General features: G+C 38.4%; 11 protein-coding genes. 5 read left to right on the forward strand and 6 right to left on the reverse strand.

Features of this window, described 5'->3' with window-relative positions:
- The first annotated feature begins 6 nt into the window (after positions 1-6).
- The 4 genes from metG (at position 7) to tsaA (ending at position 5,536) form a co-directional block, all read left to right on the forward strand.
- The gene (metG, locus tag H4J56_RS09770) at positions 7-2,124 is read left to right on the forward strand and encodes a methionine--tRNA ligase (protein ID WP_182214233.1); all 2,118 of its coding nucleotides are present in this window, start codon (positions 7-9) and stop codon (positions 2,122-2,124) included.
- 127 nt (positions 2,125-2,251) lie between these two features.
- Positions 2,252-4,378 (forward strand): cation:dicarboxylate symporter family transporter, encoded by a 2,127-nt coding sequence (locus H4J56_RS09775; protein ID WP_182259254.1) that lies wholly within the window; start codon positions 2,252-2,254, stop codon positions 4,376-4,378.
- 13 nt (positions 4,379-4,391) lie between these two features.
- Complete coding sequence (gene rcsF, locus H4J56_RS09780; protein ID WP_182259255.1) at positions 4,392-4,808, forward strand: Rcs stress response system protein RcsF; 417 nt, start codon at positions 4,392-4,394, stop codon at positions 4,806-4,808.
- A complete protein-coding gene (gene tsaA, locus H4J56_RS09785; protein WP_182214228.1) occupies positions 4,808-5,536 on the forward strand; it encodes a tRNA (N6-threonylcarbamoyladenosine(37)-N6)-methyltransferase TrmO in 729 nt (242 codons plus the stop codon). The genes rcsF and tsaA overlap by 1 nt, the downstream gene beginning before the upstream one ends.
- Positions 5,537-5,627: 91 nt before the next feature.
- Here tsaA and H4J56_RS09790 read toward each other — a convergent pair whose 3' ends face one another.
- Both H4J56_RS09790 and H4J56_RS09795 read right to left on the reverse strand, forming a co-directional pair.
- Entirely contained in the window at positions 5,628-6,119 is a 492-nt protein-coding gene (locus H4J56_RS09790) for a peptidylprolyl isomerase (RefSeq protein WP_182170177.1), read from the reverse strand.
- Between the two features lie 66 nt (positions 6,120-6,185).
- On the reverse strand, positions 6,186-7,094 hold the full coding sequence (locus H4J56_RS09795; protein WP_259364617.1) for a DMT family transporter: 909 nt from the start codon (positions 7,092-7,094) through the stop codon (positions 6,186-6,188).
- A 130-nt stretch (positions 7,095-7,224) separates the two neighbouring features.
- On the opposite strand from H4J56_RS09795, the gene H4J56_RS09800 reads away from it, so the two are divergent.
- The gene (locus H4J56_RS09800) at positions 7,225-7,638 is read left to right on the forward strand and encodes a hypothetical protein (protein WP_182221721.1); all 414 of its coding nucleotides are present in this window, start codon (positions 7,225-7,227) and stop codon (positions 7,636-7,638) included.
- A 40-nt stretch (positions 7,639-7,678) separates the two neighbouring features.
- Here H4J56_RS09800 and pyrD read toward each other — a convergent pair whose 3' ends face one another.
- The 4 genes from pyrD to H4J56_RS09820 form a co-directional block, all read right to left on the reverse strand.
- On the reverse strand, positions 7,679-8,689 hold the full coding sequence (gene pyrD, locus H4J56_RS09805; RefSeq protein WP_182230380.1) for a quinone-dependent dihydroorotate dehydrogenase: 1,011 nt from the start codon (positions 8,687-8,689) through the stop codon (positions 7,679-7,681).
- Positions 8,690-8,824: 135 nt separating this feature from the next.
- Positions 8,825-13,675 carry an NAD-glutamate dehydrogenase gene (locus H4J56_RS09810; RefSeq protein ID WP_182221719.1) on the reverse strand — a complete coding sequence of 1,617 codons (4,851 nt, stop codon included), beginning with the start codon at positions 13,673-13,675 and terminating at the stop codon, positions 8,825-8,827.
- Positions 13,676-13,985: 310 nt separating this feature from the next.
- Positions 13,986-16,295, reverse strand: a complete 2,310-nt coding sequence (locus H4J56_RS09815; RefSeq protein WP_182214221.1) for an RND family transporter — start codon at positions 16,293-16,295, stop codon at positions 13,986-13,988.
- A 58-nt stretch (positions 16,296-16,353) separates the two neighbouring features.
- Positions 16,354-17,364 (reverse strand): YCF48-related protein, encoded by a 1,011-nt coding sequence (locus H4J56_RS09820; RefSeq protein WP_182214219.1) that lies wholly within the window; start codon positions 17,362-17,364, stop codon positions 16,354-16,356.
- Positions 17,365-17,448: the final 84 nt, after the last annotated feature.

Consider the following 17,448-nt stretch of genomic DNA (forward strand, 5'->3'; position numbering starts at 1 on the left):
CTTTATATGTCGTTATCAGAGTCATCATCAACTGCTAAAAATAAACGTAAAATTCTTGTAACTTGTGCGCTGCCTTATGCCAATGGCTCTATTCATTTAGGTCATTTACTCGAACATATTCAGACCGATATTTGGGTGCGTTTTCAACGTATGCGCGGCCATGAAACTTATTTTGTTTGTGCTGATGATGCCCATGGCACGCCTATTATGCTTAAAGCGCATGAGTTAGGGGTAACACCTGAAGAAATGATCAATGGTGTCCGTGAAGAGCATATGAGCGACTTTGCAGACTTCCATATTAGTTTCGATAACTATCATTCAACGCATAGTCCAGAGAATGAAGCGTTTGCTCACGAAATTTATAATCGTTTGCATGCTAAAGGTCATATTAAAACCAGAGTCATCTCTCAACTATACGATCCAGAAAAAGGGATGTTTTTACCTGACCGCTTTGTAAAGGGCACTTGTCCTAAGTGTCAGGCAGCCGATCAAAACGGCGATAGCTGTGACGAGTGTGGCGCGACGTATTCGCCCACTGAAGTGCTAAACCCGCGTTCAGTTGTTTCTGGCGCAACACCAGTATTAAAAGATTCAGAGCACTACTTCTTTGACTTGCCTGCTTTTAGTGAGATGTTGCAAGATTGGACACGAAGTGGCGCATTGCAAGATGAAATGGCTAATAAGTTAGCTGAATGGTTTGAGTCTGGTTTACAACAATGGGATATTAGCCGCGACGCTCCTTATTTTGGCTTTGAAATACCCAATGCTCCGGGCAAATACTTTTATGTCTGGCTAGACGCTCCTATTGGTTACATGGGCAGTTTCAAAAACTTATGTGATAAAACCGGTATCGATTTTGATGCATTTTGGGCGCTTGACTCAGAAGCTGAGCTCTACCATTTCATTGGCAAAGACATTATATATTTTCATAGTTTATTCTGGCCAGCTATGCTCGAAGGTGCAGGCTTTAGAAAACCAACGGCAGTGCATGCTCATGGTTTTGTTACGGTTAATGGCGCCAAAATGTCTAAGTCTAAAGGTACCTTTATTAAAGGTCGTACTTATTTAGATCATTTAAACCCTGAATATTTACGTTATTACTATGCCGCTAAATTAACCCATAAAATTGATGATTTAGATTTAAATCTTGAAGATTTTGCGCAACGAGTCAATTCAGACTTAGTGGGTAAAGTGGTTAATATTGCCTCACGTTGTGCCAGTTTTATCACTAAACGCTTTGATGGTATGTTGTCAGAAAACATTGACAACCCAGCTCTCGCTGAAGAGGTCATGGCGGCAGGTGACTCTATTGCCGCTCACTATGAAGCGCGTGATTTTGCCCGTGGTATGCGTGAAATAATGGCATTGGCCGACAAAGTTAACGAATATATAGCCGTAAAAGAACCATGGCAGTTAGTGAAAGATGAAACTAAGCAGCAAGAAGTGCAAGACATCTGTTCGCTAGGTATCAATATGTTTCGTACCTTAATGATTTATTTAAAGCCGGTATTACCCGTATTAGCCGATAGCACAGCGACGTTTTTAAATGATGAATTAACCTGGGAAGGACATAAGAAATTATTGACGAGCCACAAGATCAATAAATTTAAAGCCTTACTACAGCGTGTCGACATGGATAAAGTTAACGCAATGACAGATGCATCGAAAGACAATTTACTTGTTAAAGATGACGCTGAAAAACCGGTAAAAAAAGCTAAAAAAGAAAAAATCGTCGATAATAGTGCGGCTCTTAATGATCCATTAGGGTGTGATCCTATTAGCGAAGAAATTCAATTTGACGATTTTGCTAAAATTGATTTGCGTATAGTAAAAATCATTAATGCCGAGCATGTAGAAAAAGCTGATAAACTGTTACGTTTGACCCTTGCTCTTGATTCAAAAGAAGAAGGTGGTGAAACACGCCAAGTGTTTGCCGGTATTAAATCAGCGTATCAACCAGAAGATTTAATTGGTAAACATACCGTGATGGTTGCTAATTTGGCGCCAAGAAAAATGCGTTTTGGTATGTCTGAAGGCATGGTGCTTGCGGCAGGTCCTGGTGGTAAAGATTTATGGATATTAAATCCTGACGACGGTGCACAACCGGGTATGCGGGTGAAATAACCCCCCTCAGTCAGCTGTTAATACCAAAGAAATAAAAGCAGTGAACGTTCACTGCTTTTTTGTATTATAATTTTCAAATAGTTCGTTACTATCATTATGGCAAAATACTTATGAGTACAATATTTTAATGTTGTTTGTTAAACCACCGTTATTAGTACAAATTATCTTAGCGATGTTTCTTGGGTTGTTGATGGGGTATTACTTTTCAACCGAATATTCAGTGATTGATAACACCGCCAATGCTTTTGTTACTGCCCTGCAAATGACCGTACTGCCTTATATTGTGCTGTCACTGGTTGTTGGTATAGGTGGGCTTACCCCGAGTAAAGCCAAAAAGGTCTCTAAACAAAGTTTATTGATTATCTTAATGATGATAGCGGTCGTACTATTTTTTATTTTTAGCACCCCTTTGTCCTTTCCTCAATGGCAACATGCCGAGTTTTATTCTAATAACACCATACAATCTGTGCCAGAATTTAGCTTGGTTGACTTATTTATCTCGGCAAATCCTTTTAATGCCTTAGCAAATACTTTAATCCCTGCGGTAGTTTTTTTTAGTATCTGCATGGGGCTTGGTTTAATGAAGATTAAATCTAAAAGACAAACCTTGTTAATGCTTTCAAACTTACAACAAGCAACCGCAAACATTAATGGTTTTATTATGAAATTTGCCCCCTTGGGTATATTTTGTATCGGTTGGCGTGCCGCTGTTACTCTTGATGCAAGCCAACTCGATGGTTTAGTTGTTTACATGCTTAGTGCAATAGTTTTGGTAACTCTGCTTTGTTTTGTGGTATTCCCCGCCATTGTTGCAACCGTCACCCCTTTTGGTTATCGAGAAATAGTTAGTGTCTCTCGCGAGCCAATGATCACTGCTTTCGCTACGGGCAGCTTCTTTTCAGTATTACCCGTGATTGTTGAAAACACTAAAAAATTACTTAAACAAAAATACCCTCAAGATAGCGATCTTGAAAAAATATCAGAGATTATTGTGCCAATATCTTTTAGTTTACCCGTCGGTGGTAAGCTACTTGCTTTACTTTTTGTGCTCTTTGCCGCTTGGTTTTCTGGTGCCCATATTTCTTTTACTGATCATATCAATCTAGTCGTTGCTGGCTTGCCACAGTTATTTGGTAGCACAACATTAGCGATGCAAAATTTACTAGAATTGTTTAATGTTTCTGGTGCTATGTTCGACTTTTATTTAGTGGCAGAGAACCTTATTGGCGCTCGGTTAAGTGCTATTTTTTCAGTGGTATTTTCTAGCTGTTTACCGCTATTAATTGCCACGGCAATGTTAAAGCGCTTTACTATAAAATGGCGTGTACTGCTGCGTAACTTAGCGATAATCCCGCTTGTTTCGGTATTGGCATTTATCTCCTTACGTTTCAGTTTTGACACTATAAGTCACCAGTATCAAGGCTATAGCAAATTTATAGAGCGAGACTTTTTGTTCACTGGTGTTGAAAGCAATTACCTCGAAAACAGCCCTGCGAATGCTGTTACCAAACCTACATTTTCTCCTGTGCTAAAACGAATTCAACAACGTGGTTTTATTAGGGTTGGCTATTTCAGAGATGACTTACCTTACGCCTTTCATAACAATAACGGTAAGTTGGTCGGTTTTGATATTGAAATAATGAATCAGCTCGCCATTGACCTCAACGTAAATGTTGAATTTGTAAAAATATTTCATCATCAAGCGGAAGCACTCTTACAATCAGGCTATTTGGATATCACGACAGGTATTCCAGTTATCCCAGATAATATGACTAAATTCACCCTTACGGTGCCTTATTCTCAGCAATCACTAGCCTTTATTGTAAAAGATGAAAGACGTGTAGAGTTTAAGCAATGGTCTAAAATTATTGAGAATAAAGCGCTGATTATCGGTATACCTGAAACTTTCTTTTACCAAACAGCTGTTGAACGCAACTTTATTCATAATAAGGCCTGGAAAATATCAACACCCAGATTATTCTTTAAAGAAAAGCACCAACATTTTGATGGTATGCTATTTGGTGCTGCAGCAGCTTCTGCCTGGACATTATTATATCCTGAGTACACAGTTATTGTGCCTAAACCTGTCTTAGCACCTATATCTATGGCATTCCCTATTAATCATAACGATCAAGCTTTTGAACTGTTTATGCGTAATTGGATAAATATGAAACAACAAAGTAACGTTATTGATAAATTATTTAATTATTGGATCAGTAATAAAGCCCCTGTTAAAGCAAATATAAGTAAGTAACCTAGTGATAAAAATGAAGACTATAAGTAAAACCAACAATAAATTAATACTAATGCTGACGTTAATCGGATTATCAGCATGCTCATCTCAATATACTGTTTCAACAAATTTGGACAAAGAAAATTTTCAAACATACTTTAGCCATGCACAGGTAAAAGTTTTTCAAGATGAAAGTGAATTTCCTGGCCGCTACAAACTTATTGGCTTAGTTGAGGGTGAAGATTGCCAGGCAAAAAGTCATCATGCCTTACCAGATAAAATAGCGGCAAGAACTGAAGCACGTAGACAAGCAGCTCAACAACAAGCGAATGCGATAATTTTTAGTGGTTGTGCGTTGATTGATGGCGACCAAGCAAATAAGCAATGTATTGCAACGCTTGTCTGCTATGGTATGTCTTATCAAGTTGAACCGCTTAAAAAGATTAACTAATGACTGTATCACCTGAAAACCAGGTAACCTTCAACTATATTGGTCGCGTTAATTCTCCCTACAAAGAAAAATTCGCTATTCCTCGTCAACCGGGTCTAGTGAGTGCAGCACAAGGCTCAATTTTATTACTTGATGATGCCAATAACCAAGAGTTGCTTCGTGGCATTGAGCAATTTAGTCATCTGTGGGTATTGTTTATATTTCATGGGACGCAGCGCCAAGGTTGGAAACCGCTCGTGAGACCACCTCGCTTGGGAGGAAATAAAAAACTGGGGGTATTAGCCACTCGCTCTACATTCAGACCTAATCCAATTGGTATGTCGGTAGTAAAGTTAGAGGGTATTACGCAAAACAACAAACAAACTGTTATTAATATTTCTGGACTAGACCTGCTTGATCAAACGCCCGTTGTTGATATTAAACCTTATATTCCCTACTCTGATAGTATTGATGGTGCACAGGCCGGCTTTGCACAACAACCCTTGCACGCGGTAACCACCAAATTTTCTCAGCAAGCACAAGATGATATGCAAAAGTATCAACGAGAGTATCCAGAGCTAGCACTTTTTATTGAACAAGTCTTAGCGCAGGACCCTAGGCCCGCTTATAAAAAGCGACAAGGCGATGATAAAATCTATGGCATGAAACTCTACAATTTAAATATATGCTGGCAAGCAAATTTAAATAATGAGATGTATGTGCTTTCAATAAATAAAGTTGATGATTAACTTTAAAACACACTCAGCAACTCAATATAAAAAAGGTCAGCAGAGCTGACCTTTAACATTCAAAATAAATGACCACTTTAACTAAGAAAATTTAGTGGTGATGGCCGCCAGCGCCATGTGCGTGACCATGTTCAATTTCTTCATCTGTAGCAGCACGTACATCAATGACGTCTAAGTCAAAGGTTAATACCATACCAGCAAGGGGTGGGTTAATATCAACAGTGACCATAAACTTACCCGCTTTAACAATAGTCACTTGACGTTGACCTTGCTCGGTTTCAACAGAAGCTGTCATGCCAGCTTGCCATTTAGTGGTCCCTTGACCGTCTTGTAGATGTTTTGCTGGAACACGTTGGATCATATCTTCTTTACGCTCACCGTAAGTATCTTCTGGTTGTAGCGTGACTGAAAATTTGTTGCCTACTTCTTTACCCACTAAGGCATTTTCGACACCGACTAACATATTTTTATAGCCATGAAGATAGGCTAAAGGATCACCCGCGTATGATGATTCAATTTCATTGCCAGCTTCATCTTTTAAGGTGTAGTGAAATTGAACAACGGTTTTATCTGCAATTTTCATTTTAAATCCAATTTAATTAATACAATAATAATTTTCTGCGAGTGTAGCAAAAACAGACGCTAGCCACTATGCCCAAAGTAATAAAATAACCACACTAACAATAATTAATAACATACCTAGGTATTCAATTCGACTAATACGTTCCTTAAAAATTCGGTAAGTTAATAATAAAGTAATAAAAAACTCTACTTGTCCTAGTGCCTTCACATGGGCTGCATTTTGAAAACTAGCGGCAGTAAACCAACCAATTGAACCAATAACGCTGGTTATGCCAACAAATAAACACATACGCCAATGTTTAGCCATTAAGGTAAGTTGCTTTCTATCTTTTAAACTAAGATAAATAATTGATATGACGGACTGTACGCCAACCATAAACAACAAAGTAACAGCGGCACTAACCATTAAATCTGTGTTTAGGGCCAAGCTTGATTCTCTAATTAATAAGGTCGTAATAGCTAAGGCTAAGCCTGAAGATAAGCCAAAACCAGCGCCTGGGTTTTTAAAAATATCAGTAACCGTAAATTTTACTTTTGAGACAATTAACACGCCTATCACACCAATAAAAACAGATAACCACGCTAGCAATGATAAAGAAACTGAAAAGAACAAGGCTCCCACGACAGCAACTTGAATAGCTTCAGTTTTAGCTAAACTTGTCGCTACCGCAAAATTACGATATTTAAAGGCCGCAACCAAACAAAAAGTCCCAATAATCTGCATCAGACAAGCGATAAGCGCGTACATAAGAAAATGACTGTTAAGCACAGGTAAAGTCACTGCTCGCTGTTCGGTAATAAAGAGCAAATATATAAAAGCAAAAGGCAGCGCATAGATATAGCGCACACCTGTCGTCGCCATCGCACTTAAATGTCCCGATAGCTTCTTTTGTCCAGCGGTGCGAATAGCCTGCATAACAGCAGCAAGTAAAGTGAAATAAACCCAGAGGTCTAAAGAGAAGAAAGAAAAGTCCAAAATCAATCCTAATGATGAAAACGACCAGCAAAATAATGTTAGGCAAAGGCAATAAAAAGCCTTTTATGCTTTATGTTACTAATTAATATTGATAATGTTTAAATTTGAAATTCAAAGTAACCTTAAAACTATGACAGAACAGCTACCGATCGCTATTATGCCGGGTAACGATTTAATAGAACAGTTTACTCAGATAAAGTCAGTGTGTAATAAGCTTGAAGCACAATTTAATTTTCAAACACTGACCGCAAATTGGTATGGTGATGAAAAAAATATTTTATTAATCAATCTCTATCTAGAAACTCAGCAATTTGTTGATGAAGAGATAACTAAAGATCATCAGGGAGAGATTAGCTATTTTGCTGATGATGTTTTCAGTGTTTACCAAAAAGAACATCAGCAGGTAAAATGTTTTATTGCGATAACGCCAGCTGAGTTAACTCTGTTAGCGCAAGAGAAAAAATTATTACCTCGCTATATTCAAGTAAAACTGCACAAGGTACTGAATTTAATTGCCAGTGAGTTAACGCTACCCCATATATAGACAAGTGTAAGAAATAGCGTTAAACCATTGAAGTCGTCAGTTAAAGGCTATTCACTATGTCTTTAACCAATTCAGGACCTTGGTATATAAAGCCAGTATAAACTTGTACTAATTTAGCACCCGCCGCTATTTTCTCTTGTGCATCACGGCCACTCGAAATACCGCCAACACCGATTATAGGTAATTTATTATCTAGGGCTATTGCCAATAAACGAATAACCTCGGTACTTTTGTCTTTTACTGGCTCACCACTGAGACCACCCTGCTCTTCTCCATGCTCTAAGCCAACCACACCTTCACGTGAAAGTGTGGTGTTAGTGGCAATAACGCCATCAATATTATTGCTGATCAAACATTGGGCAATCGATTCAATCTCTTCTTTGCTTAAATCTGGTGCTATTTTTACGGCTAACGGTACATATTTACTATGCAGTTCGGTCAGTACTTTTTGTTCCGCTTTAAGCGCGGCTAATAGCTCATTTAATGCATCACCATATTGTAATGAACGTAAACCTGGCGTATTTGGTGATGAGATATTTATGGTGATGTAGGTTGCGTAGTTATAAACTTTACGCATACAAATAAGATAATCGTCTTTAGCTTGATCATCTGGGGTATCTTTATTTTTACCAATATTAATACCCAGCACGCCTTTAAAATTTGCTTTACGTACTTGATCAATTAAGTAATCAACGCCTTTGTTATTAAAGCCCATGCGGTTTATAACTGCATTTGCTATCGGTAAACGGAAAATACGCGGTTTTGGGTTACCCGGTTGTGGCTTAGGTGTCACAGTTCCTATCTCAACAAAGCCAAATCCCATGGCATCAAACGCGTTAATGCATTCGCCATTTTTGTCTAATCCAGCCGCTAACCCAACCGGATTAGGAAAGGTAATACCCATGGCTTCGACTGGTTTATCAGTAATGTTTTGTTTATAAAGTAAATTTAATGGTGTTGAACCCGAGGCTTTAAAGCCTTTTATTGTCAGCTCATGAATAGCTTCAGGATCAAACTTGAATAATACTTTACGAATTGCGGAATAAAACATATTGCCTCTGGACGGATAAGTTAACGCGAAAAAACTTTAATCAAAATCGACAACGACCTAAAAAAAATCCCCACTTAGTAGTGAGGATTTTATCAGTTAAATCAATCTCGTTAAAGCTTGATTAATGGCTTTGGCTTATTTTGCTGGATCGCAATTTAAACTCAGTAACATTAACTCTCTTAGCGCAACAGAGAACTTTGCAAACTCATGCGTGCGACCAATTCTAAAGTCAGCTAAGATTTGGTTCCAACGTTCAAGTGGTTGAGCATTCGTCTCAATCCAGTTATTAAGTAAGGCTTCGACCTCAGGTTGTTCAACACCACAATCGCAGCGTAAAACGACTTGTGCTAATGAACGTTGCTGCCAATCAAGTTCCTCTCTAAATGAAGCTCTAGCAAGCGCTTGCCAGTGATTAGATACCGGTTGGCTAGTGATTTGATCTAAGAACCAATGTAAGTCTAAACGAACACCTAGCTTGAAGTATAAGTCAGCAACTAATTCAATTGGACGATTATCCGCTATTGAAATATCAGCAATATCCATTACTGGAAATAATGAACTTAACTGTGAAATACGTTTTGCGATTTTCACTGGAACGCCTGTTCCAACTAGATCTGTTTCAACACGTTGTAGTTGTTCAACTTCTGCGGTTACCAATAACTTATCTAAATTGTTGGCTAAATTTTCAAACGTTGGGCGATACATAGCGATTGTTTCAGCAATACCTAACGCTTTATTACGATGGCGTAAGAACCAACGTGTTGCTCGTCGTACCGTACGGCGCATTTGAAATAACATTTCAGTTTGAATAGAAGTCGAAATTTTATTATCTAATTCGGTAATTTCGTTCCAAATGGTTGATAACTCGAAAACTTCACTGGCCATAACATAACAATTGGCGATTTCAGCAACCGTTGCACCTGTTTCTTCATGCATGCGATTAACAAAATTGAAACCCATATCGTTACCAATATCATTGGCTAATTTTGTCGCTATAATTTCAGCACGCAGTGGATGCAGTTGCATTTGTTCTTGATACTTAACCTGTAATTGTGGAGGGAAAGCTTCAAGTAATAAACGATTGTGATAAGGGTTGTCCGTTATACCTGGACAAACCAAATCTTCTTTTAAGACCATTTTACCATAGGCAAGTAGCACTGAAAGTTCTGGGCGAGTTAAGCCTTGACCTTTAGATAAACGCTCAGAGATTTCATCATCCGTTGGAATAAATTCTAAAGCACGATCTAATTTACCCGCTTTTTCTAAGCCATGGATAAAACGCTCTTGCTCTTTTAATTGTTTAACGCCACGCATTGCCGTAATAGACAATGAATGGGTTTGGCGATAACAATCTTCTATAACAATTTTACCGACATCATCAGTCATATCATAAAGTAACTGATTACGTTGTTTAACAGTTAAGTCACCATTTTGTACTAAACTGTTTAATAATATTTTAATGTTGACTTCATTATCAGAACAATCAACACCGCCGGCATTATCAACAGCATCAGTATTAATTCGTCCACCACGTAAACCAAACTCAACACGACCCAGTTGGGTGAAACCTAAGTTACCACCCTCGCCAACAACTTTGGCTTGTAATTCTTTGCCATTGATACGCAATGAGTCGTTCGCTCTGTCGCCAACGTCAAGATGGCTTTCTTTTGAACTTTTAACATACGTGCCAATACCGCCATTCCACAATAAATCCACTTTCATTTTCAAAATGGCTTGCATTAGATCAATCGGTGACATGGTTTGTTTTTGCGTACCGAGCATTCTCTTAATTTGTGGTGTTAACTTGATAGATTTCACATGACGGCTGAAAATCGCACCACCTTCAGAAATTAATTCTTTGTTGTAATCTTCCCAAGTACAGCCCGGCATATTAAATAAACGTTCACGCTCTACATAAGAGCTTGCTGCGTCGGGATTAGGGTCAATAAAAATATGCATATGGTTAAATGCTGCTTGTAAACGGATGTGCTTTGACAACAACATACCATTACCAAATACATCACCCGCCATATCACCAATAGCAATACAGGTGAAATCAGTTGTTTGACAATCAATATCCATTTCGCGGAAATGACGTTTAACAGATTCCCAAGCGCCTTTAGCCGTAATTCCCATCGCTTTATGGTCATAGCCAACACTACCACCAGAAGCGAACGCATCGCCCATCCAGAAGTTATATTCGTCGGAAATCGCATTAGCAGTATCTGAGAAGGTTGCCGTGCCTTTATCGGCAGCAACAACCAAATAAGCGTCATCGTCATCAAGACGAACAACATTCAGTGGTGGCACAATTACGCCATCAATAATGTTGTCGGTAAGATCTAACAAACCACGAATGAAGGTACGGTAACATTCTTTACCTGCTTCAAATATTTCTTGTCTAGTACCGCCTACTGGGAGTTGTTTACAAACAAACCCCCCTTTAGCGCCAACAGGAACAATAACCGTATTTTTAACTTGTTGAGCTTTAACTAAGCCTAAAACCTCAGTGCGGAAATCTTCTTGTCTATCTGACCAACGTAAACCACCACGGGCGACTTTGCCACCGCGTAAATGAACACCTTCAAGTTGTGGTGAATAAACAAATATTTCAAATTCAGGAAGCGGTAGTGGTACGTCACTTATCTGGCGAGGTAAAATCTTAAATGAAATGTAAGATTTTTGACCTGTTATCGGATGAGGTTGAAAATAGTTAGTACGAATGGTGGCACTGATCATTTCAACAAAACGGCGGATAATACGGTCATCATCTAAGTTAGCGACATTATCGAGAGATTTTTCAATATCAGCACTGACTTTATTCAACGCTTTTTCTGAAATTTTCGTCGTTGGATCAAAGCGGAAAATAAAGAATTTAATCAATAACTCAGCAATATTAGGGTAACGAGCAAAAGTATCTTCGATATAACTTTGGCTAAAGGTACCACCGATTTGACGCTCATATCGTGCATAAGCACGGATAATAGAAACTTCGCGACCACCAAGCTCGGCACCTAAAATTAAACGGTTAAAACCATCATCTTCTAAATCACCCGCCCAAACTTTTGCAAAGGCGTCTTGGAACAAGTTTTGTACTATTTCAAGGGTGAACTTACCTTGTCCGGTCAGTAACATCGAAAAGTCTAAGATCCAACAATGTTCACCCGTTAATGTTTTAACTAAATAAGGGCTTTCACCAATAACACGTAAACCGAAGTTTTCAAGGATAGGTAAAATATCTGACAAGTGGATGGGGTCGCCCGTATGGAACAATTTTAATTTTACGTGACGGCTGTTAGCACTTTCTTCTTGTGGTTGATAAAACAACATTTCCAGTGGGTTTTCTGCTGATAACGACTCAAGTTTTTCAATATCAACGATTGCCGTACCCGGTAACACTTCATCTTTGTAAGATTGTGGAAAACTACAGTATTTACGACTTAATGTTTTACCTTTAGCTTCACCTTTGTGAGAGTTCAGAGATGCTGCGAGTTTATCATCCCAGCTTCTTGCTGCTTCATTTAAGTTCTTTTCAATTTGTTTCACGTTGATATCTGCTTTAGTTGATTTAACACGAACAATATAGTGGGTACGCGCTTGTGCTGATTCAGAAAAGTAAGTGGTAAACTCGACTTCTTGACCGCTACCAAATGCTTCTTTGAGTAACTTTTGAGTATTAACACGTAATTCAGTGTTATAACGTTCTCTGGGTACATAGACCATACAAGAGTAGAAACGATCAAAGGCATCACGGCGAACAAAAAGTCCAGAGTAATCACGCTCTTGCATTTGGAAAATGCCTAAAACATTTTTTAATAATTCATCTGTGCTACTTTGTAATATTTCGTCACGTGGGTAGGTTTCTAAAATATTAATCATCGCTTTATAAGCGTGAGTACCACGAGCAAAACCAGAGCTTTCACAAACGGTGGTAACTCTAGACTTTATTAACGGTAAATCTAAGGCACTATTGGTATAATAAGCAGAGCCAAATAAACCAACAAAGCGTTCCTCACCAATAACATTACCTTTAGCATCGAAACGTTTTACGCCAATATAATCTAGGTGGGCAGGACGATGTACGCGTGACCGAGAATTGGTTTTGGTCAAAATTAACGGGTTAACCCCTAAAGCAAGCTCTCGAGCAGAACTAGATAATGTTGAAATTAAGCGTTCTACTGTGCCATCAGAGCGCTTCATTAATCCTAAACTTGATTCAACATTGGCCGAGAGTGCCATATCACCTGTTAATGTTTTAACATTGTATGAACGATAGCCTAATAAAGTGAAATTATCGTTTAACATCCACTTTAAGAACTCTAATGCGTCATCATGATCATTGATTGAACAAGGTAATTTTGCTTCGGCTGTTTCGGTGATCACTTCACCAAGACGTGCACGCATTGCTTGCCAATCGTCAACCGTTATCGCAATGTCATTAACCACTGAATGAAGCTCTTTGGTTATTTTATCAAGGACTTTTTGATCGGTTTGACGGTCAACTTCAATAAAGAAAACAGCGACAGCCGTTGCCGATTTTAACGATTTATTAGCGGCTGCTGATAAACGTGTAATTTGATTTTTGTCATCACGAATAATATTAATAGGACTATTTAACATTAAATGCGGTGATAAGCCTAAACGGTTAAGGGCAATTCGCAATGAATCAACAAGAAATGGCATATCGGCGATAATGACTTCGATAATAGTATGACTTGATTTCCAGCCATGCTTAGAAACTTGAGGATTAAAAACTTTAATCACCGGTGCATTATTTTGGTGACCATTTAACGAATTCCACAGACTTAACGTCGCACCGTACATATCACTATCGTTACGATGCTCTAAATCAAGCGTAGAAATATTGCTATAAAGGAGCTCTGCAAACTGCTCAACGAGCGGAGCTGTCTTAGCGGGAACTTTTTGCTGAATTAACTGTGCTACATTCGAGAGTATCACTGAGGGTAAACCGTCTACTAACGCCATGCCGTTTTCCTTTTTGGATAAAACGCTGTTGTACTGAATCATTTCAAAATTGATTATTTAAAACAATTAACAGGGTAATTTGTATAATTTTTTATATAAATATTTATTATTGTCTAAAAGAATAGACTATATATGCGATTTTATTAAGAATTTTAGGCTATTGCGAGGAATATTTTACTATTTATGGTGATTAATTATTTACAGCGGCTTGTCAAAATTACTGAGAGTAATTGTTTATTCACTTGTTATAAATAGAAAATGACCTTTCGGTCATTTTCTTGTTTATTTATGCAGGTTTAACGTATTAACCTTATTTTTTATTAGGCCATAAAAAAGCAGCAATAGCAGGTAGGACCAGTACTGCAGCGATCATATTCACCAAGAACATGAAGGTTAAGAGTATTCCCATATCGACTTGAAATTTCAAATCTGACCAAAACCAGGTTGAAACGCCAATAGCTAAAGTAACACCCGTTATTAAGACTGCACTGCCTCGCTCTTTCAAAGCGAGTAAATAAGCTTCTTGAACTTGGTAACCCTCACGTAATTTTATACTCATCGTTGATAAGATATAAATACCGTAATCGACACCAATACCAACACCTAAAGCAATAACCGGAAGTGTAGAAACCGTTAGGCCAATATCAAGTGCGGTCATTAACCATTGCGCTAACGTTGACACGACATAAAGCGGCACGATAACGACAATCGTGGCACGCACACTTCTAAAGCTAATGAAACACAATAAAGTTACCGCGCCGTAAACGTAAAGCATCATCGGCGTTTGCGCTTCAGCAACCGCTTCATTAGTCGCTGCCATAACACCAACAGGGCCAGAGGCAAGTTTAAACTTAACCTCGTCTGTTTCTAATGCCTGAGTAACAACTTTTACTTTATCAACAACTCGATTAATGGTTTCAGCTTTGTGATCTTCTAAGAAAAGAATCACGGGCATAACGCTACAATCACTGTTCAATAGGCCACTTGTTGAAGGTATTCGGGCAATTGATTGCACTAATGTTTGTTGGTTGCGTGATAGAACACGCCATCTAGCATTACCTTCGTTATAACCAGCATTAACAATTTTAGCAACTGACGCTAAACTGATTGCTGATTGCACACCAACCGTATTTTCCATCTGCCATTGAAAGGTATCTATTAAGTCCATTGTCTCGTAAAAAGTACATGAATCAGCAGGGCTTTCAACGATCACTGACATATAATCAACACTGATGGCATAACGGTCAGTAATTAAAAAAGTGTCTTGATTATAACGTGATGTCTCATGCAAAGATGGAGCGCCCGCATGAAGCTCTCCTATTTTCATGTCTTGTGAGTAATAGTATCCAGCAGCATATAAAACAGCGGTTATAACAAGTATAACTGTTGCAATTCGCTTGGTAGCAAACGAAGACATTACATCCCAAACAGTGACTTTGTTCTTATCTGCTATTTCAGGCTCAACTTTAGGGACATGAATAAAAGAAACCAATAAAGGGAGTAAAATTAAATTGGTTAAAATAATCATAGCAACACCCAGAGATGCAGTAATAGCCAATTCACGAATAATACCGATATCAATAGAAAGTAACGTTAAGAAACCGACCGTATCAGACAGCAAGGCGATACCGCCTGGTATCAACAACAAGCGAAAGCTCATTTGTGCGGCTTCTTTGGATGTTGCTCCCTTACTAACCAGTTTGGAGACCGAGTTAATCATTTGTACACCATGGCTGACACCAATGGCAAACACTAAAAACGGCACTAGAATCGACATCGGATCGAGTCCAAACCCTAAGGTAGATAACATACCTAACTGCCAAACAACGGCAACCAGCGAACATGCTATCGGTAAAAGGGTTAGAGAAATAGAACGACAAAACCAAAAAACCATCAGCGTGGTAATAACAATCGCAATGGCAAAGAAAGCAACAACGCCTTTCGCGCCCTCAGCAACATCGCCAACCATCTTACTAAAACCAATAATATGGATGCTGATATTATCTTTTTCGAATTTTCCTCTAATTTGTTGCTCAAGTTGCTCAGCAATAACAAGTGTATCTAAGCGTGCCCCTGTTTGTGGGTCTGTATCCATTAAGGACGCTTTAACCATGGCACAACTGTAATCGTCGGCAACAATACTACCAACGATACCTGCTTTCTCAATATTGGCTTTAACAACAGCTAAACCTTGTGAATCAGGCTGAAAATTTGCCGGGATAACCGGACCACCAGCAAAACCGTCTTCAACAATTTCAACAAAACGGGTGCTCGGTGAATATAATGATTTAACTTGAATACGGTCAACACCAGGAATGAAAAATAACTGATCATGAACACCTTTTAGCGCGCCAAAGAAAGATTCATTAAAAATATCTCCTTCTGTGTCACAAACTGAGATAAGCACGTTATTAGCGCCACCAAAGTTTTCTCGATATTCAAGATAGGTTTTCATGTAGGTATGATTAAGGGGAATGTGCTTTTCAAAAGCCGCATCAAGCTTTATTTGGCTCGCTTGAAAAACAAGAAAAATACTGGCTAGTACGAAAGCAACAAGCACCATGACTCTTTTACGGAACATAGTGGCTTCGATAACATTAATAAGGGATTCTATTTTCATTTAATTTACTTCATCTGCTTCAGTGGAATTGGCGGTAAGCGTATTTATCGATTTACTTTTATTTTAACTTAGTCAGTGCAATGACTTTAAGACCAACTTCAGAAACGATGACTAACTGGTTATTAAACCAAACACCGCTAATTAACGCTTTGCCGTCAGCTTGAATATTCAAAGAGAAGCTAGCGCCATCATCGTCACTTTTTAAAATAACACCATTATTTCCTAAGACAAAAATACTACCGTTATCACCGAGCACTATCGAATTTAATAAGGCTTGGGTATTGGAATTAATATGTTGCCAAGGCGTGCCACTTTTTAAACTGCGAAAAATATTACCGCGCAAACCAACAACTAATAAATTTCCTTGTTGAGTGCGAGCAATATCATTAAATGAACCTTGATATATTTTGTCAAACGGCAACCATTTTTCGGCAAAATCATTGCTTTTAGCAATTAAACCTACTTCACCCACCATATAAAGCGTACGACCGTCTTTAAAGATGCTATTGAAGTGAGCAAGTATACTGCCTTGTTCATCTAAATAAGCCTCTTCATCTTGTTCTTTTAATTCTTCTAAGTAAGCGAGGTCTTCAGGGAATAGAAACTCACCATGAAATTCAAATGTCCAATTTTCACCGCCATCACTGGTGCGGTATTGCTGACCGTATGCGCCTATCGCTATGCCTTCATTTTTATCTTTGAAAATAATATCGAGTAAAGGTTTTTGCTTAACGGGTAAGTATTGTTGTACTTGCCAATTTTCGCCGCCATCACTAGAAAACAATATAGTGGCGTCATGTCCAACAGCCCAACCATGAGTAGCATCAATAAAATATACTGCCGTTAGGGTTGAACGAACGGGAACGTTAGCTTGACGCCATGTAATTGCGTCGTTTGAAAGTAAAATATGACCACGTTCACCTACAGCGACAAGCTGCTTATCGTTGATTTTAAAAATATCAAGCATAAGTGATTTACTGGCTAAAGGTGCTTGCATAGCAGGAAGTTGCTGTGAAAAAGCATTAAGGAAGAATAAAGTGCTAAAAAGGAAAGCCAACAGACGTTGCATAAAGAAGAATTCTCATTCGTTAATAATTAAAGTGTTACTTTTATCATATCATCCATGACATTGTTAAAGTTTCTTATCTTTTAA

This window comes from Colwellia sp. BRX8-4 (assembly GCF_014077345.1).
Taxonomy (GTDB): Bacteria; Pseudomonadota; Gammaproteobacteria; order Enterobacterales; family Alteromonadaceae; genus Colwellia_A.